Origin of the sequence: Burkholderia pseudomultivorans, from assembly GCF_001718415.1 — a bacterium.
In the GTDB taxonomy this organism is placed as follows: Bacteria; Pseudomonadota; Gammaproteobacteria; order Burkholderiales; family Burkholderiaceae; genus Burkholderia; species Burkholderia pseudomultivorans_A.
Window position 1 is genome coordinate 4,748,480 of the sequence record NZ_CP013378.1, and the last position, 26,177, is coordinate 4,774,656.

The window sequence follows — 26,177 nt, forward strand, 5'->3', positions numbered from 1 at the left end:
CCGCCGCGATGACCGACGATCCGATCGCCGCCTACCTGTCGAACCTGAAGCACGTCAGGCAGCTGTCGGAACACACGCTGCGCGGCTACACGCACGAACTCGACGAACTGAAGAAGCTCGCGGCCGGCCGCCCGCTCGAAGCGCTGACGGCCGCCGACATGCGCGGCGCGGTCGCGCGCGCGCATGCGGGCGGGCTGTCGGCGCGCTCGATCTCGCACCGGCTGTCCGCGTGGCGCGCGTTCTACCGCTGGCTCGCGCAGCACGTCGAGATGCCCGCGAACCCGGTCGCCGCGGTGCGCGCGCCGAAGCGACCGAAGACGCTGCCGAAGGCGCTGTCGGTCGACGATGCGTCCACGCTGATGGAAGCGCCGCTCGCCGGCACGACCGAAGGCATCCGCGATCACGCGATCCTGGAGCTGTTCTATTCGTCGGGGCTGCGCCTGGCCGAGCTGATCGGGCTCGACGTGATGTACACGCAGGCCGACGGCTATCGTTCGGCCGGCTGGCTCGATCTCGCCGAAGCCGAAGTGACCGTGCGCGGCAAGGGCAACAAGGAGCGCAAGGTGCCGGTCGGCCGCAAGGCGATCGAAGCGCTGAACGCGTGGCTCGCGGTGCGCGGCGAGTTCGTGAAGCACGACCCGCATCCGCTGTTCCTGTCGGTGCGCGGCAACCGGATGGCGCCCGGCGTCGTGCGCGAGCGCGTGAAGCGCGCGGCGCTCGCCGCCGGCATTCCCGCGCACGTCCATCCGCACGTGCTGCGCCATTCGTTCGCGACGCACGTGCTGCAGTCCAGCGGCGACCTGCGTGCGGTGCAGGAACTGCTCGGCCATGCGAGCGTCGCCGCGACGCAGGTGTATACGTCGCTCGACTTCCAGCATCTCGCGAAGATTTACGACAGCGCGCATCCGCGCGCAAAGAAGCGCGACTGACGCGCTTCCCGTGTTACCCGCCGCGCGCGGCGACCGGCCACGACCGGCCGCGCGCGCGGCCCATTTCGATCTCACCATGCAAACCGTCACCCTCAAGCCGTCCAAGGAAAAATCGCTGCTGCGCCGCCATCCGTGGATCTACGCCAATGCGATCGACCGCGTCGACGGCAAGCCCGCGCCCGGCGCGACCGTGATCGTGCGCGCGCACGACGGCCGCTTCCTCGCGCGCGGCGCATACAGCCCGCAATCGCAGATCCGCGTGCGCGTCTGGAGCTTCGACGAGAACGAGCCGATCGACCACGCCTTCTTCAAGCGGCGCGTGCAGCGCGCGGTCGCGCATCGCAACACGATGGTGTCGAACACCGGCGCGGTGCGCCTGGTGTTCGGCGAGGCCGACGGCCTGCCGGGCCTGATCGTCGACTACTACATCGAGGACGCCGGCGCGACGCCGCGCGGCCAGCTCGTCTGCCAGTTCATGGCCGCGGGCGTCGACGCGTGGAAGGACGCGATCGTCAACGCGCTGGTCGGCGCGACCGGCTGCCCGAACGTGTACGAGCGCTCGGACGTGTCGATCCGCGAAAAGGAAGGACTCGAACAGACGACCGGCGTGCTCGCCGGCGACGCGCCGCCCGCGACGCTGATCGCAAACGAAAACGGCGTGCGCTACCACGTCGACGTGCCGAACGGCCACAAGACCGGCTTCTACGTCGACCAGCGCGACAACCGCGCGCTCGTCGCGCAGTACGCGGCCGACCGCGACGTGCTGAACTGCTTCTGCTACACGGGCGGCTTCTCGCTCGCGGCGCTCAAGGGCGGCGCGAAGCGCGTCGTGTCGATCGACTCGTCGGGCGATGCGCTCGCGCTCGCGCAGCAGAACGTCGCGGCGAACGGCTTCGACGCGGCCCGCGCGAGCTGGCTCGACGCCGACGCGTTCAAGACGCTGCGCCGTCTCGTCGACGAAGGCGAGCGTTTCGACCTGATCGTGCTCGACCCGCCGAAGTTCGCGCCGACGCGCGACAGCGTCGATCGCGCGGCGCGCGCGTACAAGGACATCAACCTGAGCGGCTTCCGGCTGCTGCGCCCGGGCGGCCTGCTGTTCACCTATTCGTGCTCGGGCGCGATCGACATGGACCTGTTCCAGAAGATCGTCGCGGGCGCCGCGGCCGACGCGAAAGTCGACGCGCGCATCCTGAAGCGGCTCGGCGCCGGCGTCGATCACCCGCTGCTCGCCGCGTTCCCGGAAGGCGAATATCTGAAGGGCCTGCTGTTGCAAATCGTCTGATCGCCCCGATCTGTGCGGGCGATCGTCCGCCGGCTGCGTCGCGGCTGGCGGATCGGCGCTCCTGCCTGTCGCCTGGCCGACCGGCGGGGGCTTGACAGTTATGTTTCAATGGATGGTTGTGCGCCCCGCGCGGGCGCGTTGCACATCCTGGTTTTGACCCCGATTCACGAACCACAGGCGACCGACATGGCCACTCCCGTCACCATCCTCACCGGCTTCCTCGGCAGCGGCAAGACGACGCTGCTCAAGCGCATCCTGAACGAACAGCACGGCATGAAGATCGCCGTGATCGAGAACGAGTTCGGCGAAGAGAACATCGACAACGAGATCCTCGTGCAGGACACGAACGAGCAGATCATCCAGATGAGCAACGGCTGCATCTGCTGCACGATCCGCGGCGACCTCGCACGTGCGCTCGGCGATCTCGCCGCGAAGAAGCGCGAAGGCAAGCTCGACTTCGACCGCATCGTGATCGAGACGACCGGCCTCGCGAACCCGGGCCCCGTCGCGCAAACGTTCTTCATCGACAGCGAAATCGCCGACGACTTCCTGCTCGACGCGGTCATCACGCTCGTCGACGCGAAGCATGCGAACGCGCAGCTCGACGAGCACGAAGTGGTGCAGCGCCAGGTCGGCTTCGCCGATCGCCTGTTCATCACGAAGTCGGACCTGGTCGACGACCAGACCGTCGCGGGCCTCAAGCACCGCCTGATGCACATGAACCCGAAGGCCACGATCAAGCTCGTGAACTTCGGCGAGGCCGACATCAAGGAAATCTTCGACCTGCGCGGCTTCAACCTGAACGCGAAGCTCGAGATCGATCCGGACTTCCTCGCCGAGGACGATCACGCGCACCACCACCACGATCACGACCATGATCATGACCATGCCGACTGCGACCACGATCACGGTCAATGCGCGCACGATCACGGCCACGGCCATCACAATCACCACCACGCGCACCACGACGACAAGATCAAGTCGTTCGTGTACCGCAACGACCGCCCGTTCGACCCGAACAAGCTGGAGGACTTCCTCGGCGGCATCCTGCAGATCTACGGCGAACGGATGCTGCGCTACAAGGGCGTGCTGTACATGAAGGGCGTCGATCGCAAGGTCGTGTTCCAGGGCGTGCACCAGATGATGGGCAGCGACCTCGCCGCGAAGTGGCTGCCGGCCGAGAAGAAGACCAACAAGATGGTGTTCATCGGTGTCGACCTGCCGCAGGACCTGATCACCGACGGCCTCGACGCCTGCCTGGCCTGACGCGCGCCACACCCCTTCCCGGCCGCCCCGGCAGCCGCTGTCGCGGCGCCGCCGGCGGCGCAGGCCGGGGAGGGTTTTGGCGTCATCGCTTTTTCGCGATTTGCGCGTTATATTTTCAAGATATTGGCGCAGCCGACGGGGATCGACCCGATACGGCGCACGCTTGCGATTCAGTTACAATACGTGCCCGCTGGAGTACGGCAACAACAGGCCCGGTTCTTGCTGAACCATCGTCCGGGCATCGCAACCGCGCCGGATCGCCCATCCGCCACCGGCAGCGGCCGATGCGATCTGCCGCGCCGCACACCGGTTCGCCGCGCGCGCAAATCCGCGCCAGGCCCGTCCTGGTATTTGAGGACCGGTTTTCCAGAGGCTTTCGGCCCCGCAACGGCAAATCGCAAATGATTGCAAGCGCAGTTGCGGGTAATCCCAAAGTGCAGGCACTATCTGTCGATTTGCCGCACATTGAAGAAGCAAGCAGATGACGAAGAAACTCTTGACCGAAGCCGAAATCCTGAAGATGAGCGACAAGGATTACATGAATGAGGATCAGCTCGCCTTCTTCAAAAATCGGCTCGAACAGTTGCAGGCGGACATCCTCAAGAACGCCGGCCAGACGACCGAGAACCTGCGCGAGACGGTGATCGTGCCCGATCCCGCCGACCGCGCGACGATCGAGGAAGAGCACGCGCTCGAACTGCGCACGCGCGATCGCGAGCGCAAGCTCCTCAAGAAGGTTCAGCAGTCGCTCGCCCGCATCGAGTCCGGCGACTACGGCTGGTGTGAGGAAACCGGCGAACCGATCGGCATTCCGCGCCTGCTCGCGCGTCCGACCGCGACGCTGTCGCTCGAGGCGCAGGAGCGCCGCGAACTGCGCCAGAAGCTGTTCGGCGACTGATCGGGCGGCGCTCCGCCCCGACACGCTGCTTTTCGAAAGCGCGCGGCCTGCCGCGCGCTTTTTGTTTTTCGGCGCCGGCGCCCGCCGGCATCGGCCGATTTGCCAGCCACCTCTTGATATCCCGGCGTGCGCCCTAAAATGAAACGGACGCGCGCCGGGCCGCTCCCCGGCGCACTGCGAGATTCACGCGGCGGCGCCCGGCGCCGCCGCCTCTTCCCCGTTTTTCTCAAGGAACGCAGATGGAGCAATTTCACGGCACGACCATCGTTTCGGTCCGGCGCGGCGACAAGGTCGCGCTCGGCGGCGACGGCCAGGTAACGCTCGGCAACATCGTCATGAAGGGTGGCGCGCGGAAAGTGCGGCGGATCTACAACAACCAGGTTCTGGTCGGATTCGCGGGCGGCACCGCCGATGCGTTCTCGCTGCTCGACCGCTTCGAGGCGAAGCTCGAGAAGCACCAGGGCAACCTGACCCGCGCGGCCGTCGAGCTCGCGAAGGACTGGCGCACCGACCGCATGCTGCGCCGCCTCGAGGCGATGCTGATCACGGCCGATGCGACCACCACGCTGGTAATCACCGGCAACGGCGACGTGCTCGACCCGGAAGGCGGCATCTGCGCGATCGGCTCGGGCGGCGCGTATGCGCAGGCCGCGGCGCGTGCGCTCGCCGAGAACACCGAGCTGTCGCCGCGCGACATCGTCGAGAAGTCGCTCGAGATCGCCGGCGACATGTGCATCTACACGAACCACAACCGCATCATCGAAACGATCGAGTAAGGACCGCACCATGAGCACCATGACCCCTGCCGAGATCGTCTCGGAACTCGACAAGCACATCATCGGCCAGGCGAAGGCCAAGAAGGCCGTCGCGGTCGCGCTGCGCAACCGCTGGCGCCGCCAGCAGGTCGCCGAGCCGCTGCGCCAGGAAATCACGCCGAAGAACATCCTGATGATCGGGCCGACGGGCGTCGGCAAGACCGAAATCGCGCGCCGCCTCGCGAAGCTCGCCGATGCGCCGTTCATCAAGATCGAGGCGACCAAGTTCACCGAAGTGGGCTACGTCGGCCGCGACGTCGACAGCATCGTGCGCGACCTGATCGAGATCTCGGTCAAGCAGACGCGCGAGAGCGAGATGCGCAAGGTGCGCAGCAAGGCGACCGACCAGGCCGAGGACCGCATCCTCGACATCCTGCTGCCGCAGCCGCGTGCGGTCGGCTTCGGCGGCAACGCCGAGCACGCGAACGACGACAACAACGCGACGCGCCAGACCTTCCGCAAGCGCCTGCGCGAAGGCCAGCTCGACGACAAGGAAATCGAGCTCGACCTCGAGCAGCCGACGGTCGGCATGGACATCATGGCGCCGCCGGGCATGGAAGAGATGACCGAGCAGATCCGCTCGATGTTCTCGAACCTCGGCAGCGGCAAGAAGCAGCGCCGCAAGGTGAAGATCAAGGAAGCGCTGAAGCTGCTGACCGACGAGGAAGCGGCGAAGATGCTCAACGACGAGGAAGTCAAGACGAAGGCCGTGCAGAACGTCGAGCAGAACGGCATCGTGTTCCTCGACGAGATCGACAAGATCACGTCGCGCAACAACGAAGGCAGCGGCGGCGAAGTGTCGCGCCAGGGCGTGCAGCGCGACCTGCTGCCGCTCGTCGAAGGCACGACGGTCAACACGAAGTACGGGATGGTGAAGACCGATCACATCCTGTTCATCGCGAGCGGCGCGTTCCACCTCGCGAAGCCGAGCGACCTGATCCCCGAACTGCAGGGGCGCTTTCCGATCCGCGTCGAGCTCGACTCGCTGTCGGTGAAGGACTTCGAGGCGATCCTCGTCGCCACCGACGCGAGCCTCGTCAAGCAGTACCAGGCGCTGCTCGCGACCGAGGACGTCGGGCTCGAATTCGCCGAAGACGGCATCCGCCGCCTGGCCGAGATCGCCTATTCGGTCAACGAGAAGACCGAGAACATCGGCGCGCGCCGCCTGTACACGGTGATCGAGAAGCTGCTCGAGGAAGTGTCGTTCTCGGCCGGCAACCACGCCGGCGAGCGCGTGACGATCGACGCGAAGTATGTCGACCGTGCGCTCGGCGAAGTGTCGCAGGACGAGGATCTGTCGCGCTACGTGCTGTAACGCGCGACGCATCGAACGCGAAACGGGCGGCCCGACGGGCCGCCCGTTTTCGTTGCCGCGTCCGGATCCTGCGGCCGCGCCGCCGCGCCCCGTTACTGCCGCACCGGCTTCTTCGCGAGCTTGCGCTGCAGCGTGCGGCGGTGCATGTTCAGCGCGCGCGCGGTCGCCGAGATGTTGTTGTTGTTCTCGGCCAGCACGCGCTGGATGTGCTCCCACTCGAGCCGGTCGACCGACAGCACGACCGGGTTCTCGAGCGCCTCGTCGGCCTGCACCTCGCTCGCATTGGTCTGCAGCGCGGCCAGGATCGACTCGACGTTCGCCGGCTTCGCCAGATAGTTGTCCGCGCCTTCCTTCACGGCCTGCACGGCGGTCGCGATGCTCGCGTAGCCGGTCAGCACGAGGATCCGCGCATCGGGCTGCAGGTCGCACAGCGGCGCGATCAGGCTCAGGCCCGAATCCTCGCCGAGGTGGAGGTCGACGGTGATGAACTGGAACTTGCCCGCCGCGGCGAGCCTGAGCGCCGTCTCCTTGTCGTGCGCCTGCTGGACCGCATAACCGCGGCGCTCGAGGCCGCGCGCGAGCGTGCCCGCGAACACCTCGTTGTCGTCGATCACCAGGAAATTGTTGTCGCTCATGGGTTTTCTCCGTCTACGTGTTGGTTGAGGCCGCCTGCGCGGCCATGCGCGCCACCGGCAGGCGCAGCACGGCGCGCGTGCCGCGGCCGGAGGCGGGCGGGCGGCCGTCCGGCGTGCCCGGCGTGCGCTCTGCCGCTGCCGCTGCCTGGCCGTGCGGCGCGCCGCCGGCCCGCCCGTTGGCGCCCGCGCGCGGCGTCACATCGGACAGTTCGATCTCGCCGCCCAGCCGCGCGGCCGCGCTGAACGCGAGATACAGGCCGACGCCGTGGCCGCCCTGCGTGCTGTCGACCGGCATCGCGCCGAGCGATTCGCGCAGCGCGGCCGGAATGCCGGGCCCGTCGTCGCATACCTCGAATTCGATCGTGTCGGCCGCGTCGCCGTGCGCGACCTTCGCGGCAAGCGTCACGCGGTGCGCGCTCGCCCGCGCCGCATTGTCGAGCAGGATCGTCAGGATCTGCCCGGCCGCGACCGTGTCGTCGAGCGCGACGCCCGCCGGACGCGCGCCGAGCAGTTCGAACCGCACGTGCGGATGCCGCAGGCGCCAGTGCTCGACGAACGTGTCGAGCCAGTCGTCCACCGGCTGGCGGCTCGCCGGCGCGCTCGCGCGGCTGCGCAGGCGCGCGAGCGCCGACGTGCAGAGCGTCATCTGTTCCTCGAGCACCTTCAGGTCGGCCTCGTAGCGCGCGAGCCCCGGATCGTCGCGCGCCGCGTCGCGCAGCTCCTCGGCAAGCATCGCGATCGTCGACAGCGGCGTGCCCATCTCGTGCGCAACCGTCGCGGCCTGCACGCCGAGCGCGACCGCCCGCTCGTCGCGCAGCAGCCGCTGCTGCGCTTCGCCGAGCGCCGAATCGCGCTGGCGCAGCGCATTCGACATGCGCGCGACGAACCACGCGATCAGCCCGACGCTGACCATGAAGTTCACCCACATCCCGGTGCGGTAGTAGTCGAACAGGTTCGCCGGGTTGTCCATGTTCAGCGGCACCGAATCGAAGCCGAGCGCCGCATAGCACGCGACCGCGAACGCCGCGAGCCAGATCATCAGGTGCCACGGCAGCACGGCCGCCGCGATCGCCAGCGACGGCAGGTACAGCGACACGAACGGATTGGTCGTGCCGCCCGACAGGAACAGCAGCGCCGACAGCGCGCCGAGGTCGACCCACAGCTGGCCCAGCAGCTCGAAGTTGGTCTCGGGCCGCGCGCGCAGCACGCGCACCCAGGTCAGCCCGTTGAAAACGATTTCGAGCGCGATCACCATCAGCATCGCCGGCAACGGCAGATGCACGCCGAAATAGGTCTGCACGACGCCGATCGTCACGAGCTGGCCGATGATCGCAAGATTGCGCAGCCAGAACAGGTGACTGAGGTTGACGCGCCCGGTGGTGGTAATTCGTTGCATCCGGCCAGTTTACCCGTTTAGCGCGCCCCACCTCCATCAGGGCCGGATCGGGACGGCATTCGGCGCGGCCGCCGGGCGCGGCGCACGCGCCATCGGCATGTCAGCCGGCCGCGCCGGCCAGGTGCCGCGCAATCGCGTCGGCATAGCACTCGGGGCACCGGCAGCGCGTGCCCGGCTCCGGCGGCGCGTCGCCGGGCAGCGGCGGCATCGCCGCGCACCAGCAGTCGAACGGCTGCGTGTGCGCGCCGCAGTCGAAGCCGCGCCCGCAGTGCGGGCAGCGCGCGCGGCGCGGAGCGGGACGGGCGTCGGCGGCGGAATCGGTCATGGCGGCAGTCGCGGAAGCGGGCGCGGCAGCGCCCCACGCGACAAGCATAGCGCGACGCACGGATTTTGCACGTCGGCCGGACGGCCGATGCGAGCGCCGAACGCCTGCCAGCGCGCCGGCCGCCGCCTCGCTTCCAGCCCGCCGCGCCATGGCCGGCGGGCCGCCCCGCCTGGCGCGCAGCCTGCGCCGCCGTCCGTCCGGCCAGCCCAAAAACCCGATGCTGCGCTGCGCCACTCCTGTACAATTCGCCGTGTTTCAACCGTTCCCAGCCTGAGCCGCCGCCATGTCCGAGCCCATCGACCTCTCGCAGATCGCCCCCACGCTGAAAGCAGAAATCCTCGCCGAGGCGCTGCCCTATATCCGCCGCTACCACGGCAAGACCGTGGTGATCAAATACGGCGGCAACGCGATGACGGAAGAACGGCTCAAGCAGGGCTTCGCGCGCGACGTGATCCTGCTGAAACTGGTCGGCATCAACCCGGTGATCGTCCACGGCGGCGGCCCGCAGATCGATCACGCGCTGAAGAAGATCGGCAAGGCCGGCACCTTCATCCAGGGCATGCGCGTGACCGACGAGGAGACGATGGAAGTCGTCGAATGGGTGCTCGGCGGCGAAGTGCAGCAGGACATCGTGATGCTGATCAATCACTTCGGCGGCCACGCGGTCGGCCTGACGGGCAAGGACGGCGGCCTGATCCACGCGCGCAAGCTGCTGATGCCGGACCGCGACAACCCGGGCCAGTACATCGACATCGGCCAGGTCGGCGAAGTCGAGGCGATCAACCCGGCGGTCGTGAAGGCGCTGCAGGACGACGCGTTCATCCCGGTGATCTCGCCGATCGGCTTCGGCGAGGACGGCCTGTCGTACAACATCAACGCGGATCTTGTCGCGGGCAAGCTCGCCACGGTGCTGAACGCCGAAAAGCTGCTGATGATGACCAACATCCCGGGCGTGATGGACAAGGACGGCAACCTGCTGACCGACCTGTCCGCGCGCGAGATCGACGCGCTGTTCGAGGACGGCACGATCTCGGGCGGCATGCTGCCGAAGATCTCGTCGGCGCTCGACGCGGCGAAGAGCGGCGTGAAGTCGGTGCACATCGTCGACGGCCGCATCGAGCATTCGGTGCTGCTGGAAATCCTGACCGAGCAGCCGTTCGGCACGATGATCCGCTCGCATTGAGCACGCGCCGCCCGCCGGCCGTCCCGGACCTGCCGGCCCCGCTGCGACGCCGGCGCATCTCGCGCAGCCGGCCGCGCGCCGGCGCGCCGGTGTGGCTGTTCGATCTCGACAACACGCTGCACCACGCATCGCACGCGGTCTTTCCGCAGATCAACCGCGCGATGACGCAATACATCATCGACACGCTCGGCGTCGATCGCGCCGAAGCCGACCGCCTGCGCACCGGCTACACGCAGCGCTACGGCGCCGCGCTGCTCGGCCTCACGCGCCATCATCCGATCGATCCGCACGACTTCCTGCGCGTGGTCCATACGTTCTCCGACCTGCCGGCGATGCTGCGCGCCGAGCGCGGCCTCGCGCGCATCGTCGCCGCGCTGCCGGGCCGCAAGTTCGTGCTGACCAACGCGCCGGAGAACTATGCGCGCGCGGTGCTGCGCGAGCTGCGCATCGAGCGGCTGTTCGAGCGCGTGATCGCGATCGAGCACATGCGCGACCGCCGCACGTGGCGCGCGAAGCCCGACCACACGATGTTGCGCCGGACGCTGCGCGCCGCGCATGCGCGGCTGGCCGATGCGATCCTCGTCGAGGATACGCGCGGCCACCTGAAGCGCTACAAGCGCCTCGGCATCGGCACGGTATGGATCACCGGCCACCTGCCGGGCCATCTGCCGGCCACCGGACGCCCGCATTATGTCGACCAGCGAATTCGTTCGTTAAAATCGCTCCGACTGGGCACTCGATCGGGGCGACAGAAATGCAGCCGACTTACCCGCAGGACCACGGCGTAACGGAAGACCAGGCACCACCCACGCGCACCCGCGCCCGCCTGAAGCCGGGGGAGCGCCGCATGCTGATCCTGCAGACGCTCGCGTCGATGCTCGAAGCGCCGAAGCGCGAGAAGATCACGACGGCCGCGCTCGCGGCACGGCTCGACGTGTCGGAAGCGGCGCTCTATCGTCATTTCGCCAGCAAGGCCCAGATGTTCGACGGGCTGATCGAGTTCATCGAGGAAACCTTCTTCGGGCTGATCAACCAGATCGCCGCGAAGGAGCCCGACGGCCTGCTGCAGGCGCGCGCAATCGGCCTGATGCTGCTCAATTTCGCCGCGAAGAATCCCGGCATGACGCGCGTGCTGACCGGCGAGGCGCTGGTCGGCGAACATGAGCGGCTGGCCGAGCGCATCGACCGGATGCTCGAGCGGATCGAGGCCTCGGTACGGCAGTGCCTGCGCGTCGCGCTGGCCGAGCGCAGTGCGGCCGGCCCCGGCGGCGCCGCGCCGCTGCCGGCCGGCTACGACCCGGCCGTGCGCGCGAACCTGCTGGTCGGCTATGCGGTCGGCGCGTGGCAGCGCTACACGCGCAGCGGCTTCACGAAGCCGCCCGGCGAGCTTGCCGAACAGAAGCTGCAATTGATTCTGCAGTAACGCATCGGCTGCGCGCGGCCGCGCCGGCGCATTGGCGCATTGGCGCGGCCCGTTCCGGCCGCCACACGGCACACGCCACACGGCGCGCGATCGCGCCGCCGGCCAAAGCGCACGGCCTTCATCGACCGGCCGCTCGACCTCATCCTCGACCCCGCTCACGGCGTGCCGCCCGCATGGCAGGCATGCCGCGCCACGCCTCCTCTCCCCGATCCTCGCCCCCCCCCACAAGACTGATCGCGCCGCCTCCGGCGACGACGCGCCGCACGCACGCGGCATGACCGGAATAGCGTTCCCCGTCCGATTAGACGAATAAATCGAGATAAAAAATCTCAAAACAAAACCATTCTTTCAAATCTGATTTTCGATAATTTTTCGTACTCGTCCAATTTACCCAACCATACCGACGCAGCAACAATCTCGCAGAAATTTTTCATTCATTTCAATATCGGCGAAAGCCGAAATGACAAATGTTTGAAACATTTCGAATTCGACCACAACCAACCTGCGAGATTCAGAACAATGGATCAATTTTCGACCAAAGGATTATCCCGGGCGCTGAGCGCCGCTCTGCTGGCCGCCGGCCTCTGCGCGCTGCCGGCCGCCCATGCCGCCGACGGCACCATTTCGGTCACGGGCGAGATCAAGGGCACGACGTGCAAGATTTCCGGCAATAGCACCGGCAGTCCCAACTTCACGGTGGCGCTGCCTGAAGTCGTCGCGTCGTCGCTCGGCTCGGACGGCGCGCGAACCGGCGATACGCAGTTCAACATCGCGCTGACGAACTGCCAGCCGGGCAGCGGCAACGTGGCGACCTACTTTGAACCGGGCACGACGGTCAACGCGCAAACCGGCCAGTTGAAAAATACGTCGGGCACGGCGGCCAACGTCGAAATCGGGCTGCTCAACAAGGACCGCAGCGTCATCAAGCTCGGTGCCGTCGAGGCGTCGCAAAACTCGGCGAAGGTCGCCATCGCATCGGGCTCGGCGAAGCTCGAGTACATCGCGCAATACGTCGCGGCGAACGGGCCCGCAGGCTCGGGCAGCGTCAATACCTCGGTCCTTTATTCGCTCACTTATCAATAATCGGCGGTAAATCGCGGCGATCGGGTTTTTCACATTCGAATAACCCGGTCGCCGAATTACCTGAACCGATCGTTTCGTTCACTCCAAAATCAATATGACTCGACACGCCGGAAAATGGAAAGCATGGGCGCTCGCCGTCGCCGCGACGATCTCGCTCGCCGCCGGGAACGGTCACGCGAGCGTCGTGATTGGCGGTACGCGCGTGGTCTATCCGGAAAAAGACCGTGAAGTCACGGTGCGGCTGACTAACGAAGGAGAAAAACCGGCGCTGGTGCAGGCGTGGGTCGATTCGGGCAATCCGAACGCACTGCCCGACGACACGAAGGCGCCGTTCATCCTGACGCCGCCGCTGTTCCGCATCGACCCGGCGCAGGGCCAGAGCCTGCGCGTGCTCTACACGAAAGACGCGCTTCCCCAGGACAAGGAATCGCTGTTCTGGCTCAACGTGCTGGAAGTTCCGCCCGAACTCGATCGCGACGAAGCGCAGCCGAATTCGCTGCAACTGGCGTTCCGCACGCGCATCAAGCTGTTCTTCCGGCCGGCGGCCCTGCAGGACAGCGCAGCCGAGGCACCGTCGAAGGTCACCTGGAAGCTCGCGCATCTCGACGGCGGCCGCTATGGCGTCGAGGCGCACAACCCGACGCCTTACCACGTCACGTTCAGCCGCGTCGCGCTCAAGACGGGCGACACCGTCCGGACCAATTCGCTCGGCGGCATGGTCGATCCCGGCGCCACCGCCACGTTCGGCATCGACGGCCTGACGGCATTGCCGGCCGGCCCCGCCGAGGTCGACTACACGTATCTCGACGATTACGGCAGCGGCGTGCCCGGCAAGGCCGTCCCGCAACCCGCCCGATAACTCGCGCCCGCCACGCGGGCACCCGAGCCGTCGATCCCCGGAAACACTTCATCATCAGGGTCCTGGACAGGATGCGCAAGTCAATCAAGTCGCGCGCGCGATTGCAGTTCGCGCTCAAGCCGAGTCATGCATGTGTGCTGGCGGCGCTCGGCGGCGTCGCCGCAACGCATGCCGGCGCGGCCGCCGCGGCGGAAGCCGGTCAGCCGCCCGAAGTCCGCTTCAGCGACACGCTGCTGCTGAAAGGGCGAGGCCAGCGCATCGACGTATCGCGGTTCGCGCGCGGCAATCCCGTCGCGCCCGGAGAATACACGGCCGACATCGCACTGAACGGCAAATGGATCGGCCGCTCGGCGCTGCGATTCGTCGGCGCGCCGGGCAGCGACAGCGCAACGCTGTGCGTCGATGCGCCGCTGGCGACGCGTATCGCGCTCGACGACGCCGCCCTCACCGACGCCGGCCGCGCCGAGCTGGCGAAGATCCGCGCGGGCGAATGCGGCGACTTCCCGCTGCTCGCCGACGGTGCGTCGTACCGTTTCGACCAGGCCGATTTCCGGCTCGAGCTGACCATTCCGCAAGCCGCGCTGCAGCGCCAGCCGCGCGGCTACGTGAGCCCCGAGCTGTGGGACGCGGGCATTCCGTCGGCCACGTTGAAGTACAACTTCAATACCTATCGCTCGTCGTCCTTCGGGCATGCGAGCAACATGGCCTATCTGGGCCTGAACGGCGGCATCAACGTCGCCGGCTGGCATCTGCGGCACACCGGCTCGTATGCGTGGAACACGGGCAGCACCGGCCGCTACTACGCGGTGTCGACCTACGTGCAGCGCGACCTGCCGGCGCTGCGCAGCCAGGTCACGCTCGGCGAGGTGTTTACCGACGGCTCGATATTCGACAGCGTCGGCCTGCGCGGCGTCACGATCGCCACCGACGACCGCATGCTGCCCGACTCGCAGCGCGGCTACGCGCCACTGGTCCGCGGCGTGGCCAACAGCAACGCGCACGTCAAGGTTTCGCAGAACGGCAACACGCTGTACGAAACCAACGTGCCGCCCGGCGCGTTCGAGATCAACGACCTCTATCCGACCGGCTATGGCGGCGACCTGCTGGTGACGATCACCGAGGCGAACGGCAGCACGCGCAGCTTCACGGTGCCGTATGCGTCCGTGTCGCAGTCGCTGCGCGAAGGGAACACGCGCTTCAGCGTCTCGCTCGGCCAGTTCCGCGAACAACTGGTCGACGCGCATCCGAATTTCGCGCAGGCGACGATCCAGCACGGCTTCAGCAACGTGTTCACCGGCTACGCGGGCGTTATCGCGGCACGCGGCTATGTCGCCGGGCTCGTCGGCAGCGCGTTCAATACGCGCTGGGGCGCGTTCGCCGTCGACTTCACGCAGGCGAAAGCCGAGATTCCGGGCGCCGCCGCGACCACCGGCCAGAGCGCGCGCATCACCTACAGCAAGCTGGTGCCGGCGACCGACACCAGTATCGCGATCGCCGCCTACCGCTATTCGTCGCGCGGCTTCTGGACGGCGCGCAACGCAATCTACGCGCGCAGCCTGGTCGCGACCGGCCAGCGCGCGGACGACGTCGCCCGCGAACGCAGCCAGCTGCAGCTGACGGTGAGCCAGGACCTCGGCACGCGCTGGGGCAGCGCCTATGCGATCGGCTCGATGCAGAACTACTGGAACCAGCCGGGCTCGACCACCAGCGTGCAGCTCGGCTACAGCAACACATTGAAGCTCGCCGGCCACACCCTGAGCTACAACCTGTCGTTCTCGCGCCAGCGAAACGGGTTCTCGCAGGATTTCGACAATCGGCTGTACGCCAATCTGACGATCCCGCTCGGCAAGCACGTCAACGCGCCGACGCTGTCGGCATCGCTGTCGCGCGACACGCGGGGCGGCTCGTCGCAATTGATCGGGCTGAACGGCTCGGCCGGCGAAAGCGGCGAATTCTCGTACAGCGTCACGGGCAGCCGCTCGCCCGGCTCGCTGTATGGCGGCGGGACCGCCCAGTATCGCGCGCCGTATGCGAGCCTGTCCGCTGCCGCCTCCGGCGGCTCGGGGCAATCGCAGATCTCGGCAGGCCTGTCCGGCGCACTGGTCGCCCATTCCGGCGGCGTCACGTTCGCGAACGACCTCGGCGAGACGGCCGCGCTCGTCGAAGCGCGCGATGCCAAGGGCGCACGCGTGACGAACGGCTCGGGCATCCGCATCGACGGTCGCGGCTACGCGATCGTGCCGTCGCTGTCGCCGTACATACTCAACACGATCAGCATCGACCCGAAGGGCATCCCGCTCGACGTCGAGCTGCAATCGACGAGCCGGCAGGTCGCGCCGCGCGCCAACGCGCTCGTGGCGGTGCGCTTCGCGACCACCACCGGCCGTGCGGCGCTGATCACGCCGCGCCTGCCGGACGGCAAGTCGCTGCCGTTCGGCACCCACGTGTTCGACAGCACCGGCGCCAGCGTCGGCGTCATCGCACAGAGCAGCCATCTGTTCGTCCGCGGCATTCCGGACGACGGCGTGCTGACCGCAAAGTGGGGCAACGGCCCGCGGGATTCCTGCTCGTTTTCGTACCGGCTTCCGACGGCACCGCGCAAGGACGCGGGCTACGCGCGCGTCGACGCAACCTGCGGCGGCGGCGCATTGGCCGACGCCCCGTCGTACGCGATCCCGCTGACCTCGCGGCCGGCCGCGCACGACGCCGGCGAAGCCGCCCCGCTGACGCAGCATGCCGACACGCAGGTGTCGGCATCCCGGAACCCCTCCGCCATGAAGGAAATTTCACAATGACTCGATCGCTGCAACGCAGACACGTCGTCCGTTGGCTGTACGCGATGTTGATCGCCATCGCGTGGGCGGCGCCTGCCCATGCTCAAAGCTGCTCTTACTCGCCGCCGAATGCGGACTCGTTCCGCTTCGGCTTCCCGCAGTGGATCGGCGTGCCGTCCGGCGCGCAGAACGGTACGGTGCTTGCAACCACGACCATGTCGATTGGCTACAGCTGTCCGCCCACGACCAGCGCTTCCGGCTGGAGCTTCAGCTATCGCTCGTTTTTCCGTTCTTCGGCGAGCGTGCCGGGCGACCTGTACTACAACGCCAACATGGGCATCGGGGTTCGGGTCACCAACCTGAACACCGGACAGCAAATGAACAACGACTACAACTACGGGTTCGCGCAATGGATGCCGCCGCGGACCGGCACGGCCCCGTTCTCCGGCACGCTGGACTTCAAGATCGAACTCGTGAAGCTCAACGACATGATCTACAGCCCGCCTCCCAGCATGGCGGCGGGTCTCAATCTCCAATTCGGCGAATTCAGGATTATCAATAACGCGACGTTCATCGCCAACCCGGTCAACATCATGTGGAACAACGGCCCGCTGACGATCACCACGATCCCGCAGAGCTGCCGCGCCACGCTGCCCGACACGCCCGTGCAGCTGGACAGCGTCTATACGTCGCGCTTGCCGATGCCCGGCTCGACGGCAGGCGACAAACCCTTCAACGTCGGCTTGTCCTGCTCGCCCGGCACGAACGTCTACGTCACGCTGACCGACCTGAGCAATCCCGGCAACACGACCAATCAGTTGACGCTCGCGCCCGGCTCGACCGCTTCGGGCGTCCAGCTGCGGCTGCTGCGACCGGGCGGCGTGCCGGTCAGCTTCGGGCCCGACAGCTCGAGCGCCGGCAACCTGAACCAGTGGTATCTCGGCCCGTCGGGCAGCACGACCGGCATTCCGTTGACGGCCCAGTACATCGCGACCGGCGCGGTGAAGGCCGGATCGGTGAAAGGCCTGGCGTCGTTCACGCTGAGCTACCAATGAGCACCGTTCATCGAAGGCCGTGCAGCGCACGGCCCGACCCGATGCTTGCCCGGCATTGTTTGCACTCCGTGTCGAACGATGCCGAGCGGCAACCGTTTCCGGCCGCCTGCGCGGTGCAGGCAGCCGGATTCCTCCAATGACGCGAACGGCCGGAAACCGGTTCGACAACGCCTGCAATACCGAGCCGGCCGCCTCGCATCATTGATTTACCCATGTCCATATGGAGAACACATGAAAGCAACTCTTCGCACGCTCGTCGCCGTCGCGGCATTCGCGTCGCTCGCCCCGTCGGTTTCGCATGCCACCGACGGCCAGATCACGTTCACGGGCACCGTCAAGGCCCAGACCTGCCAGATCAACGGCAACGGTACCGGCAGCAAGAACTTCACCGTCGCGCTGCCGCCGGTGTCGATCACGTCGCTCGCCCAGGGCGGCACCACGGCCGGCCGCACGGCCTTCACGATCAGCCTGACGAACTGCTCGCCGGCGACGGGCAACGTCTACACGCACTTCGAACCGAGCGACACCATCAACACGGCGAGCGGCAACCTGCTCAACGCGGAAGGCACCGCATCGAACGTCGAAGTCGGTGTGCTGAACAACCCGGACACGAGCATCATCAAGCTCGGCTCGGCCAACGAAAACTCGAAGCCGGTCGCGCTCGAGAACGGCGCGGCGACGCTCGCGTACTACGCGCAATACGTCGCGATGGGTGGCCCGGCAACGGCCGGCACGGTCAAGACGTCGGCGCTGTACTCGATCGTCTACCAGTAATACGTCGGCACGCCGACCCTGCGCCCGCGGCGAACACGGGCGCGGGGTCTCCCGTCTCGTCCGGCGCGCGCGTCGGAAACGCCGCTCGATCGCGTAACTTGCCGTCGCGCGACGGTGCATCACACCGCCGCCGCGCGCGGCCCACCCGCGTCGGGTGGCCTCGATCGAACGCCGCTTCGTCGCTCCGAGCGGCACGTCGGCACGCCGCACGGCCATGCCGACCTTCAGGCGAAGCCCGCTCGCGATAAGCAACCACGCCCGCAGCGACGGCCCCTCATGCGCCATCCGGCGCGCCGCTGCGCCGCATGACCGCCGCCGCGCCTGCGTCTCGCGCGGGTCCGCACACGTCGCATTCGCGGTCATTCCGCCCTCATCTCCGCGCAATTCCAGACATGTCCTATTGCCGCGTGTTAGCTCGATTGGTTTAATTTTAGCTTTCATTTCTTCGTTTCGACACTCATGACCGCATCCACCCACCCTTTCCCGAAAGCGCCCGCCGCGCGGCGTCGTGCCGGATCCGGCGGCAACACGACGCCTGGCATGCCCGACATGCCGCCGGTACCGCTATCCATCTGCGCGGCGCTGATCGTCGCGATCATGGCGCCGCTGTCCGCCACCGCGCAGGTCGTCAACAACCCGCAGTACGCGAACGGCGAGCATGTCGAAATCGCCGCCGGCGATTACGCGACCGTCAACTACGATTCGGTGCTGAACGTCAGCAAGGGCGGGCTGATGACGGCGACCGGCCCGGTGCGCGTGTTTTCGAAGGGCATCGGTGCGATCGGCCTGTACGTGGAAGGCGCGGGTTCGCGTATCGAGTTGCAGGACAGCCAGGTTCACACGACCGGCAATTCCGCCTACGGCCTCTATCTGTTCCACGGCTCCGGCGCGCCCGACGGCGCCAGCGCGCTGCTCGACAACACGACGCTCAATACGCTGGACGACAACGCCGCCGGCGTGCGCATGTACGGCTCCGGCAACCGGCTCGACATGGTCGGCGGCTCGATCGACACGCTCGGCCGCGAGGCATACGGCATCTACGTCGGCCCGGGCCCCGGCGCGTCGATCGCGGTCGCCGACACGCGCATCCGCACCGTCGGCGCGTTCGCACCCGCCATCGCGGTGGGCTCGGACGGCAACCATGCGAAGCTCGAACGGCTCGACGTCACGACGGAAGGCCAGGAGTCGTCGGCGCTCAGCCTGATCGGCGAGAACACGATGTCGATCACCGACTCGACGCTGCGCACCAACGGGTTCCTCGCGCCGGCCGTGGACCTTCGCGAGGGCGCGATGACGATGGCGCGCACCGACGTGATCACGACCGGCGAAAGCTCACACGGTCTCTATGCATCGCGCGAGCTCGCGCTCGACGCCCAGACCGCGCAACTCGACGTCACCGATTCGCGCGTCACCACGCACGGCCTGGGCGCAATCGGCACGATCGCGCGCGACGGCGCGGAAGTCACGCTCACCGGCACCGCCGTCGAAACGCACGGCGACAAGGCGATCGGCGTGCTGTCGGTGCGCGACGACTCCATCGTCAGCATGCTCGACAGCACGGTCGCCACCAACGGCGCGCGCGCACGCGGCGTACAGGCGAGCTACGGCGGCCTGGTCGATCTCGTCAATACGACGGTCCGCACCGAAGGCGAGCACGCAGCCGGCGCCGGCATATTCGGCGGCGAACTGCATCTCGACGGCGGCTCGATCGTCAGCGCGCAAGGCAGCGCGATCGAAGCGACCACCGGCCTCGTGCGCGCGTCCGGCGGCGCGCACCTCGAGGGCGGCAACGGCACGCTGCTCGCCGTCGCGGCCACGGCCGGCGAGCCGGTGCATCTGATGCTCGACAACGCCACCGCGCGCGGCAATATCGTCAACGTGCCGGCCGAGGACGGCAGCCCGACGCCCGTCGTCACGAACCTCGCGCTGTCGCGCGGCGCCGCGTGGGAAGGCGCGACGCAGGCGGTCCGCGCGGTGTCGATGCAGGGCGACAGCCAGTGGTCGGTCACCGGCGACTCCACCGTGCAGGCCGTCACGCTCGACCAATCGACGATCGCGTTCGGCGCGCCAGTCGGCGGCGCGCACAAGACGCTCGTCGTGCAGGGCGACTACACGGCGCGCGACGGCAAGGTCATCCTGAACACCGTGTACGGCGACGATCTTGCACCGACCGACAAGCTCGTGATCGACGGCGGCCACGCGTCGGGCAACACGGCGCTGGTCGTGAAGCGCGCCAGCGGCGACGGCGCCGCGACGGCCGTCGGCATCCCGCTCGTCGAGACCCGCAACGGCGGCACGACCGATGCGGCAGCCTTCGCGCTCGACGCGGCGTCCGACGGCTACCGCAAGGATTTCGGCACGATTTCGGCGGGCGGCTACGACTACATGCTGACGCGCGGCGGGCGGGCCGGCCACGTCGACGACTGGTACCTCGTCTCCGCGGCCAAGCCCGTGCCCGAACCCGAGCCGGTCGAACCGGAAACCGTCCCGCCGCAGCCCGAAGTCGTCCCGCCGCCCGTGCGCGCCGTCGCCCCGGAGCCGGACGCCTATCTCGCGAACGCGGACGCCGCGATCCTGATGCCGATCCACACGCTGCACGATCGCAGCGACCAGACGCTGCGCGAACAGACCGACGAAAACACGCGCTACGGCGCCGTATGGTTGCGCGCGCAGGGACAGTCCACGTCGCTCGGCGGCGGCCGCAGCGTCAGCGGCAACGGCCGCCTGATTCACGTGGGCGCGGACATGTTCCGCTTCGACGACGGTCGCGGCGGCAGTTTCCGGCTCGGCGCGATGGGCATGTACGCGAGCGCCACGAGCTGGTCGACGCGCTCACTGTGGAACCCGGTCGCGCAGCGCTATGCGCCGGCGACCGCCCGCGGCAGCGTCGACGGCTACAACTTCGGCGTGTACGGCACGTGGTACGGCAAGCGCGACATCCTGACCGGGCCGCACGTCGATACGTGGCTGATGTACGGCACGTACGACAACCACGTCGGCGGCAGCCTGCCGGGCGACCGCTACCGGTCGCGCACGCTCACCGCGTCGGTCGAGGCCGGCTATTCGTTCGGCATGTACGACGACGGCCGGTCGCGCTTTTTCGTCGAGCCGGGCGCGCAGATCGTGTACTCGAACTACCAGGCGGCAGGGCATGACTCGCCGGGCGGCTATATCGGCGTGCAGCGCGCGAACGACGTGCTCACGCGCATCGGCGTGCGCGTGCACGGCGTCTCGCCGATCTCCGCATCGCAGGAACTGCGGCCGTTCATCGAGGCGAACTGGTGGCACGGGCCCGGCTCGCACCGGCTCAGCGTCGACGGCAACCCGTTCGAGCTGCGGATGCCGCGCGACCGCGCCGAGCTGAAGCTGGGCGCGACCGGGCAGATCACGCGGAATCTCGCCGTATCGGTCAGCTTCGGCGTCGACGCCAACCTGTCGAACTACGCGACGGTGAAGGGGCAGCTCGCGGCGAAATATCGCTGGCGATAAGGCCCGGGCCGGCCCGAAGCCGCGGCGGCAGCCGGCGCGCCGCGGCTTCGCGTCCCGCGCCGGCAATTTCCGCTATACTCTGCCGACTGCCGCCACCTTGGCGGCCGGTCGGAAGCGCGCCGATTTGCTGACTCGATTGCGGGCGCGCGAACCGACCGGGGCCCGGTTCGTCCTTGCCCCGGCGGTTCACTACAAATGCGGCTAAAGAGGTCGTCAGCCGCGCATCTTCGACTCCGCGCATCGCCGACACCGTTTAGCCGCCCAGTCATAAGGCATAAGGCGGAACGAATGGAATCGATCGGCATCGTCGCTCCACAGACCATGCACTTCGCCGAACCGCTGCGCTTGCAAAGCGGCAGCGTGATCGGCAACTATCAGCTCGTCGTCGAGACGTACGGCGAGCTCAACGCCGCGCGCTCGAACGCGGTGCTCGTCTGCCACGCACTCAACGCGTCGCATCACGTCGCCGGCGTCTACGCGGACGATCCGCGCAGCACCGGCTGGTGGGACAACATGGTCGGCCCCGGCAAGCCGCTCGACACCAACCGCTTCTTCGTGATCGGCGTGAACAACCTCGGCTCGTGCTTCGGCTCGACCGGCCCGATGAGCATCGACCCGTCGACCGGCAAGCCGTACGGCGCACGCTTTCCGGTCGTCACCGTCGAGGACTGGGTGCACGCGCAGGCGCGCGTCGCCGACGCGTTCGGCATCGAGCGCTTCGCCGCGGTGATGGGCGGCAGCCTCGGCGGCATGCAGGCGCTCGCGTGGAGCCTGATGTATCCGGAGCGCGTCGCGCACTGCATCGACATCGCGTCGACGCCGAAGCTGTCCGCGCAGAACATCGCGTTCAACGAGGTCGCGCGCTCGGCGATCCTGTCCGATCCCGACTTCCACGGCGGCGACTACTACGCGCACGGCGTGAAGCCGCGGCGCGGGCTGCGCGTCGCGCGGATGATCGGCCACATCACGTATCTTTCCGACGACGACATGGCCGAGAAATTCGGCCGCGCGCTGCGCCGCGCGGACGGCGCGCTCGACGCGTACAACTTCAGCTTCGACGTCGAGTTCGAGGTCGAGTCGTACCTGCGCTACCAGGGCGACAAGTTTGCCGACTACTTCGACGCGAACACCTACCTGCTGATCACGCGCGCGCTCGACTACTTCGATCCGGCCAAGGCGTTCGACGGCAACCTGAGCGCCGCGCTCGCACACACCCAGGCGAAATACCTGATCGCGAGCTTCTCGACCGACTGGCGCTTCGCGCCGGCGCGCTCGCGCGAGATCGTGAAGGCGCTGCTCGACAACAAGCGCACGGTCAGCTACGCGGAAATCGACGCGCCGCACGGCCACGACGCATTCCTGCTCGACGACGCGCGCTATCACAACCTGATCCGCGCGTATTACGAACGAATCGCCAACGAGGTGGGCGCATGAACCAGCAAGCGCTGAATTCCCTGTCCGCGCGCGCGGACTTCCGCACCATCGCCCGCTGGGTCGAACCGCGTTCGACGGTGCTCGATCTCGGCTGCGGCGACGGCTCGCTGCTCGCGCTGCTGATGGAAGAGCTGGACGTGACCGGCTACGGCATCGAGCTGAACGACGCCGGCGTGCTCGCGAGCGCGAAGAACGGCATCAACGTGATCCAGCAGAACCTCGAAGACGGCCTGCGCCTGTTCGAGGATCACAGCTTCGACATCGCGATCCTGTCGCAGACCTTGCAGACGATCCACCAGACGGCCGCGATCCTGCGCGAAACCGCGCGGGTCGGGCGCGAATGCATCGTGTCGTTCCCGAACTTCGGCTACTGGCCGCATCGGCTGTCGGTGCTGAACGGCCGGATGCCGGTGTCGAAGTCGCTGCCGTACCAGTGGCACAACACGCCGAACGTGCGGGTGCTGACGATCGAGGATTTCGAGGCGCTCGCGCCCGAGGTCGGCGTGACGATCCTCGACCGCGTCGTGCTGCACGACGGCCAGCCGATTCGATGGGGAGCGAACTGGCGTGGTAGTCTTGCTGTCTACCGCGTCAAGCGCAGCTGAGCCGGGGGGCCGTTGACGGACGCCCGGCCGGCTCCTGTCCGGCCGGCCCGCACGCGCGGTCGCGCCCCCGCGCCGTCCGTGCCGCCGCTGCAATACGTCAACGCTACCCGGTTTTCTGTCCATGTCCAAAACGCCACACGAGGCGCCCGCACTCACCGCTCACGAGGATCACCCGGGCTGGCGCGCCTACCTGAACACGCACATGCTGATCTGCGTGTTCCTCGGCTTCACGTCCGGCCTGCCGCTGTTCACGCTCGTCTACCTCGTGCAGGCATGGCTGCGCTCCGAGGGCGTGAACCTGAAGGAAATCGGCCTGTTCGCGCTGATCCAGTTCCCCTATACGTGGAAGTTCCTGTGGGCGCCGCTGATGGACCGCTACATCCCGCATCTGCCGGGCTGGCGGCCGGGCCGCCGGCGCGGCTGGCTGCTGCTCACGCAGGTGCTGGTCGCGGGCGCGATCGCGACGCTCGGCTTCGTGTCGCCGCGCGACTCGATCTGGACGGTCGCCGCGCTCACGACGCTGGTCGCGTTCTTCGGCGCGAGCGCCGACATCGTGATCGACGCGTACCGCCGCGAACTGCTGCGCGACACCGAGCAGGGCCTCGGCAACGCGGTGCACGTGAACGCGTACAAGCTCGCCGCGTTGATCCCCGGCTCGCTCGCGCTGATCCTGTCCGACCACCTGCCGTGGGACATCGTGTTCGCGGTCACCGCCGCGTTCATGCTGCCGGGCATCCTGATGACGCTCGTCGTGCGCGAGCCCGACGTGATCGGCGCGCCGCCGCGCAACCTGCGCGACGCGATCGTGCTGCCATTTCGCGAATTCATCCAGCGCGACGGCTGGGCCGGCGCGCTGCTGGTGATCGCGTTCATCTTCCTGTTCAAGATCGGCGACACGATGGCGACCACGCTGTCGACCTCGTTCTTCCTCGACATCGGCTTCACGCGCACCGAGATCGGCATCGTCGCGAAAACGACCGCGCTGGTCGCGAGCGTCGCCGGCGGCATCATCGGCGGCGTATGGCTGGTCAAGATCGGCATCGGCCGCGGGCTGTGGATCTTCGGCGCGCTGCAGATGGTGTCGACGCTCGGCTTCGCGTGGCTCGCGCAGCTCGGCCCCGGCTCGCCGGTGCTCGCGGTGCTGTACGACTTCACCGTGTCGACGAGCCATCTGATCGCGTCGGCGCTGTCGGTGTTCGGCATCGAGGTCGCGCCGCATTTCAGCCCGATGACGGTCGCGCTCGCGATCGTCTACGGCGCAGAGACGTTCACGACCGGCCTGACGATGGCCGCATTCGTCGCGTATATCGCGAGCACGACCGACCCGCGCTACACGGCCACGCAGTTCGCGCTGTTCACGAGCCTCGCGTCGGTGCCGCGCACGCTCGCGTCGGCCGCGAGCGGCTTCATCGTCGCGAAGATCGGCTGGTTCGACTACTTCCTCGTATGCACCGCGCTCGCGATTCCCGGGATGCTGCTGCTGTTCAGGATCGCGCCATGGAACGGCGCCGCGCGCAATAACGAGGCCAGCCGTGCGCAATGATTCGCTGCGCCGCCTCGCGCAACTTGCCGCGTCGCTGAGCTGCATGGCCGCGCTGGGCGCATCGCCCGCGCACGCGGCCGACGCCGGCACGAACGCGGCAGGCGCCGCGCCGGCCGCCACGCCGGCTGCGCCGCCCACTTCCACGCCCGCGCCCGCCGCGCCCACGCCACCATCGGTAGCCGAAGCGGCGCAGCCGACCGGCGCCGCCGCGCCCGCGAAGGCCTATACGCCGACGCCGCAGCAGGTCCGCTTCGGCAACGCGATCGCGTTCCGCACACTCCTTCCGTCGCCGCTGCTCGAACAGCTCACCGGCAACGAATATGCGCAGATCGTGCAGGCGGCCGCGGACAGCAATCGCCTGCTGCCCGCCAACCAGCCGCGCGTGAAGCGCCTGCGCGCGATCGTCGCCAGGCTCGCGCCGTATTCGGTGAAATGGAACGATCGCGTGAAGGGCTGGGCCTGGGACGTCAACGCGATCCATTCGCGCGACATCCGCGTGACCTGCCTGCCGGGCGGCAAGATCCTCGTGTACAGCGGCCTGTTCGATCGCATCCGCCTGAACGACGACGAACTCGGCGTGCTGCTCGCCCACGGCATCGCGCACGCGCTGCGCGAGCATGCGCGCAGCAACTTCAGCACGGCCTCGCAGACGTCGCTGCGCGCGGCCGCGCTGCCGCCGCTGTTCGGCGTCGGCGATCCGCTGCCGCCGTCGCTGAATCTCGGCGCGCGCCTGCAGTCGCTGCGCTACGACCCGACCGACGAAACCGAGGCCGACGTGATCGGCGGCGACATCGCCGCGCGTGCGGGCTTCGATCCGCGCGCGGCGATCACGCTGTGGGACAAGCTCGCCGCCGCGACGCGCGCGAACAAGGCGACCGGCTTCATCTACACGCATCCGTACAGCGCCGCGCGCCGGCAGGATCTGCTGAACCGCCTGCCGGACCTGATGCCGCTGTACGCGAAGGCGATCGGCAAGCGCGTCGACTCGCTGCCCGACTACGCGGGCATCAGCGCGCAGCGGCGCAAGGTCGTGCGGCGCTGAGCGAGCAGCGGCGCGACGCATCGCGATTTCGGGCGCACCGCTGCGCGCCGGC

At 67.9% G+C, this 26,177-nt stretch carries 23 protein-coding genes; 19 read left to right on the forward strand and 4 right to left on the reverse strand.

The genetic code is table 11. The features are described from left to right. Positions 1–8: 8 nt before the first annotated feature. From xerC to hslU, 6 genes are all read left to right on the forward strand, one after another. Positions 9–929, forward strand: a complete 921-nt coding sequence (gene xerC, locus WS57_RS34285; RefSeq protein ID WP_040128505.1) for a tyrosine recombinase XerC — start codon at positions 9–11, stop codon at positions 927–929. A gap of 76 nt (positions 930–1,005) precedes the next feature. After that, entirely contained in the window at positions 1,006–2,211 is a 1,206-nt protein-coding gene (locus tag WS57_RS34290) for a class I SAM-dependent rRNA methyltransferase (RefSeq protein ID WP_009690245.1), read from the forward strand. 186 nt (positions 2,212–2,397) lie between these two features. Next, a complete protein-coding gene (locus tag WS57_RS34295; RefSeq protein WP_040128507.1) occupies positions 2,398–3,477 on the forward strand; it encodes a CobW family GTP-binding protein in 1,080 nt (359 codons plus the stop codon). A 481-nt stretch (positions 3,478–3,958) separates the two neighbouring features. After that, entirely contained in the window at positions 3,959–4,375 is a 417-nt protein-coding gene (gene dksA, locus WS57_RS34300; RefSeq protein ID WP_009690247.1) for an RNA polymerase-binding protein DksA, read from the forward strand. 239 nt (positions 4,376–4,614) lie between these two features. Then, the gene (hslV, locus tag WS57_RS34305; RefSeq protein WP_009690248.1) at positions 4,615–5,151 is read left to right on the forward strand and encodes an ATP-dependent protease subunit HslV; all 537 of its coding nucleotides are present in this window, start codon (positions 4,615–4,617) and stop codon (positions 5,149–5,151) included. Between the two features lie 10 nt (positions 5,152–5,161). Further along, the gene (hslU, locus tag WS57_RS34310) at positions 5,162–6,505 is read left to right on the forward strand and encodes an ATP-dependent protease ATPase subunit HslU (protein ID WP_009690249.1); all 1,344 of its coding nucleotides are present in this window, start codon (positions 5,162–5,164) and stop codon (positions 6,503–6,505) included. A gap of 92 nt (positions 6,506–6,597) precedes the next feature. Here the strand turns inward: hslU and WS57_RS34315 are convergent, their stop codons facing one another. The 3 genes from WS57_RS34315 to WS57_RS34325 form a co-directional block, all read right to left on the reverse strand. After that, positions 6,598–7,140 (reverse strand): response regulator transcription factor, encoded by a 543-nt coding sequence (locus tag WS57_RS34315; protein ID WP_009690250.1) that lies wholly within the window; start codon positions 7,138–7,140, stop codon positions 6,598–6,600. Positions 7,141–7,153: 13 nt separating this feature from the next. Continuing rightward, positions 7,154–8,536: an ATP-binding protein gene (locus WS57_RS34320; protein ID WP_040128509.1), complete on the reverse strand. Its 1,383-nt coding sequence runs from the start codon at positions 8,534–8,536 to the stop codon at positions 7,154–7,156. A gap of 100 nt (positions 8,537–8,636) precedes the next feature. After that, the gene (locus WS57_RS34325) at positions 8,637–8,861 is read right to left on the reverse strand and encodes a cysteine-rich CWC family protein (RefSeq protein ID WP_040128511.1); all 225 of its coding nucleotides are present in this window, start codon (positions 8,859–8,861) and stop codon (positions 8,637–8,639) included. A gap of 283 nt (positions 8,862–9,144) precedes the next feature. On the opposite strand from WS57_RS34325, the gene argB reads away from it, so the two are divergent. From argB to WS57_RS34365, 8 genes are all read left to right on the forward strand, one after another. After that, positions 9,145–10,044 (forward strand): acetylglutamate kinase, encoded by a 900-nt coding sequence (gene argB, locus WS57_RS34330; RefSeq protein ID WP_006490510.1) that lies wholly within the window; start codon positions 9,145–9,147, stop codon positions 10,042–10,044. Continuing rightward, the gene (locus WS57_RS34335) at positions 10,041–10,832 is read left to right on the forward strand and encodes a pyrimidine 5'-nucleotidase (RefSeq protein ID WP_009689320.1); all 792 of its coding nucleotides are present in this window, start codon (positions 10,041–10,043) and stop codon (positions 10,830–10,832) included. The genes argB and WS57_RS34335 overlap by 4 nt, the downstream gene beginning before the upstream one ends. Further along, positions 10,799–11,467, forward strand: a complete 669-nt coding sequence (gene slmA / locus WS57_RS34340; RefSeq protein ID WP_059516895.1) for a nucleoid occlusion factor SlmA — start codon at positions 10,799–10,801, stop codon at positions 11,465–11,467. Before WS57_RS34335 ends, slmA begins: the two co-directional genes overlap by 34 nt. Before the next feature lie 519 nt (positions 11,468–11,986). Continuing rightward, on the forward strand, positions 11,987–12,550 hold the full coding sequence (locus WS57_RS34345; RefSeq protein ID WP_009689322.1) for a fimbrial protein: 564 nt from the start codon (positions 11,987–11,989) through the stop codon (positions 12,548–12,550). Positions 12,551–12,644: 94 nt separating this feature from the next. Next, the gene (locus WS57_RS34350; RefSeq protein WP_059605189.1) at positions 12,645–13,409 is read left to right on the forward strand and encodes a molecular chaperone; all 765 of its coding nucleotides are present in this window, start codon (positions 12,645–12,647) and stop codon (positions 13,407–13,409) included. Positions 13,410–13,480: 71 nt separating this feature from the next. Further along, positions 13,481–16,204, forward strand: a complete 2,724-nt coding sequence (locus WS57_RS34355) for a fimbria/pilus outer membrane usher protein (RefSeq protein WP_059516899.1) — start codon at positions 13,481–13,483, stop codon at positions 16,202–16,204. Positions 16,205–16,248: 44 nt separating this feature from the next. Beyond that, positions 16,249–17,238 carry a fimbrial protein gene (locus tag WS57_RS34360; RefSeq protein ID WP_230949678.1) on the forward strand — a complete coding sequence of 330 codons (990 nt, stop codon included), beginning with the start codon at positions 16,249–16,251 and terminating at the stop codon, positions 17,236–17,238. A gap of 231 nt (positions 17,239–17,469) precedes the next feature. After that, a complete protein-coding gene (locus tag WS57_RS34365) occupies positions 17,470–18,012 on the forward strand; it encodes a fimbrial protein (protein WP_059605192.1) in 543 nt (180 codons plus the stop codon). Between the two features lie 437 nt (positions 18,013–18,449). Here the strand turns inward: WS57_RS34365 and WS57_RS37780 are convergent, their stop codons facing one another. Then, entirely contained in the window at positions 18,450–18,611 is a 162-nt protein-coding gene (locus tag WS57_RS37780) for a hypothetical protein (RefSeq protein ID WP_167361727.1), read from the reverse strand. Here WS57_RS37780 and WS57_RS34370 point away from each other — a divergent pair. The 5 genes from WS57_RS34370 (at position 18,553) to WS57_RS34390 (ending at position 26,125) form a co-directional block, all read left to right on the forward strand. Then, on the forward strand, positions 18,553–21,501 hold the full coding sequence (locus WS57_RS34370; protein ID WP_069245402.1) for an autotransporter outer membrane beta-barrel domain-containing protein: 2,949 nt from the start codon (positions 18,553–18,555) through the stop codon (positions 21,499–21,501). The genes WS57_RS37780 and WS57_RS34370 overlap by 59 nt on opposite strands. A 288-nt stretch (positions 21,502–21,789) precedes the next feature. Next, on the forward strand, positions 21,790–22,935 hold the full coding sequence (gene metX, locus WS57_RS34375; RefSeq protein WP_009689330.1) for a homoserine O-succinyltransferase MetX: 1,146 nt from the start codon (positions 21,790–21,792) through the stop codon (positions 22,933–22,935). Then, the gene (gene metW / locus WS57_RS34380; RefSeq protein ID WP_009689331.1) at positions 22,932–23,540 is read left to right on the forward strand and encodes a methionine biosynthesis protein MetW; all 609 of its coding nucleotides are present in this window, start codon (positions 22,932–22,934) and stop codon (positions 23,538–23,540) included. The genes metX and metW overlap by 4 nt, the downstream gene beginning before the upstream one ends. Before the next feature lie 121 nt (positions 23,541–23,661). Next, positions 23,662–25,083 (forward strand): AmpG family muropeptide MFS transporter, encoded by a 1,422-nt coding sequence (locus WS57_RS34385; protein ID WP_059605198.1) that lies wholly within the window; start codon positions 23,662–23,664, stop codon positions 25,081–25,083. Continuing rightward, a complete protein-coding gene (locus tag WS57_RS34390) occupies positions 25,073–26,125 on the forward strand; it encodes a M48 family metallopeptidase (RefSeq protein ID WP_059605201.1) in 1,053 nt (350 codons plus the stop codon). Before WS57_RS34385 ends, WS57_RS34390 begins: the two co-directional genes overlap by 11 nt. The last annotated feature ends 52 nt before the right edge of the window (positions 26,126–26,177 follow it).

Coding starts and splice junctions, on each gene's coding strand:
- xerC (WP_040128505.1), top strand. CDS start 9: ATGACCGACGATCCGATCGCCGCCTACCTGTCGAACCTGAAGCACGTC.
- WS57_RS34350 (WP_059605189.1), top strand. CDS start 12,645: ATGACTCGACACGCCGGAAAATGGAAAGCATGGGCGCTCGCCGTCGCC.
- WS57_RS34360 (WP_230949678.1), top strand. CDS start 16,249: ATGTTGATCGCCATCGCGTGGGCGGCGCCTGCCCATGCTCAAAGCTGC.
- WS57_RS34325 (WP_040128511.1), bottom strand. CDS start 8,861: ATGACCGATTCCGCCGCCGACGCCCGTCCCGCTCCGCGCCGCGCGCGC.
- WS57_RS34345 (WP_009689322.1), top strand. CDS start 11,987: ATGGATCAATTTTCGACCAAAGGATTATCCCGGGCGCTGAGCGCCGCT.
- hslU (WP_009690249.1), top strand. CDS start 5,162: ATGAGCACCATGACCCCTGCCGAGATCGTCTCGGAACTCGACAAGCAC.
- metW (WP_009689331.1), top strand. CDS start 22,932: ATGAACCAGCAAGCGCTGAATTCCCTGTCCGCGCGCGCGGACTTCCGC.
- metX (WP_009689330.1), top strand. CDS start 21,790: ATGGAATCGATCGGCATCGTCGCTCCACAGACCATGCACTTCGCCGAA.
- WS57_RS34385 (WP_059605198.1), top strand. CDS start 23,662: ATGTCCAAAACGCCACACGAGGCGCCCGCACTCACCGCTCACGAGGAT.
- argB (WP_006490510.1), top strand. CDS start 9,145: ATGTCCGAGCCCATCGACCTCTCGCAGATCGCCCCCACGCTGAAAGCA.
- slmA (WP_059516895.1), top strand. CDS start 10,799: ATGCAGCCGACTTACCCGCAGGACCACGGCGTAACGGAAGACCAGGCA.
- WS57_RS34290 (WP_009690245.1), top strand. CDS start 1,006: ATGCAAACCGTCACCCTCAAGCCGTCCAAGGAAAAATCGCTGCTGCGC.
- WS57_RS34365 (WP_059605192.1), top strand. CDS start 17,470: ATGAAAGCAACTCTTCGCACGCTCGTCGCCGTCGCGGCATTCGCGTCG.
- WS57_RS34295 (WP_040128507.1), top strand. CDS start 2,398: ATGGCCACTCCCGTCACCATCCTCACCGGCTTCCTCGGCAGCGGCAAG.
- WS57_RS34355 (WP_059516899.1), top strand. CDS start 13,481: ATGCGCAAGTCAATCAAGTCGCGCGCGCGATTGCAGTTCGCGCTCAAG.
- WS57_RS34315 (WP_009690250.1), bottom strand. CDS start 7,140: ATGAGCGACAACAATTTCCTGGTGATCGACGACAACGAGGTGTTCGCG.
- hslV (WP_009690248.1), top strand. CDS start 4,615: ATGGAGCAATTTCACGGCACGACCATCGTTTCGGTCCGGCGCGGCGAC.
- WS57_RS34320 (WP_040128509.1), bottom strand. CDS start 8,536: ATGCAACGAATTACCACCACCGGGCGCGTCAACCTCAGTCACCTGTTC.
- WS57_RS37780 (WP_167361727.1), bottom strand. CDS start 18,611: ATGATCGCGACGATCAGCGCCGCGCAGATGGATAGCGGTACCGGCGGC.
- WS57_RS34370 (WP_069245402.1), top strand. CDS start 18,553: ATGCCCGACATGCCGCCGGTACCGCTATCCATCTGCGCGGCGCTGATC.
- dksA (WP_009690247.1), top strand. CDS start 3,959: ATGACGAAGAAACTCTTGACCGAAGCCGAAATCCTGAAGATGAGCGAC.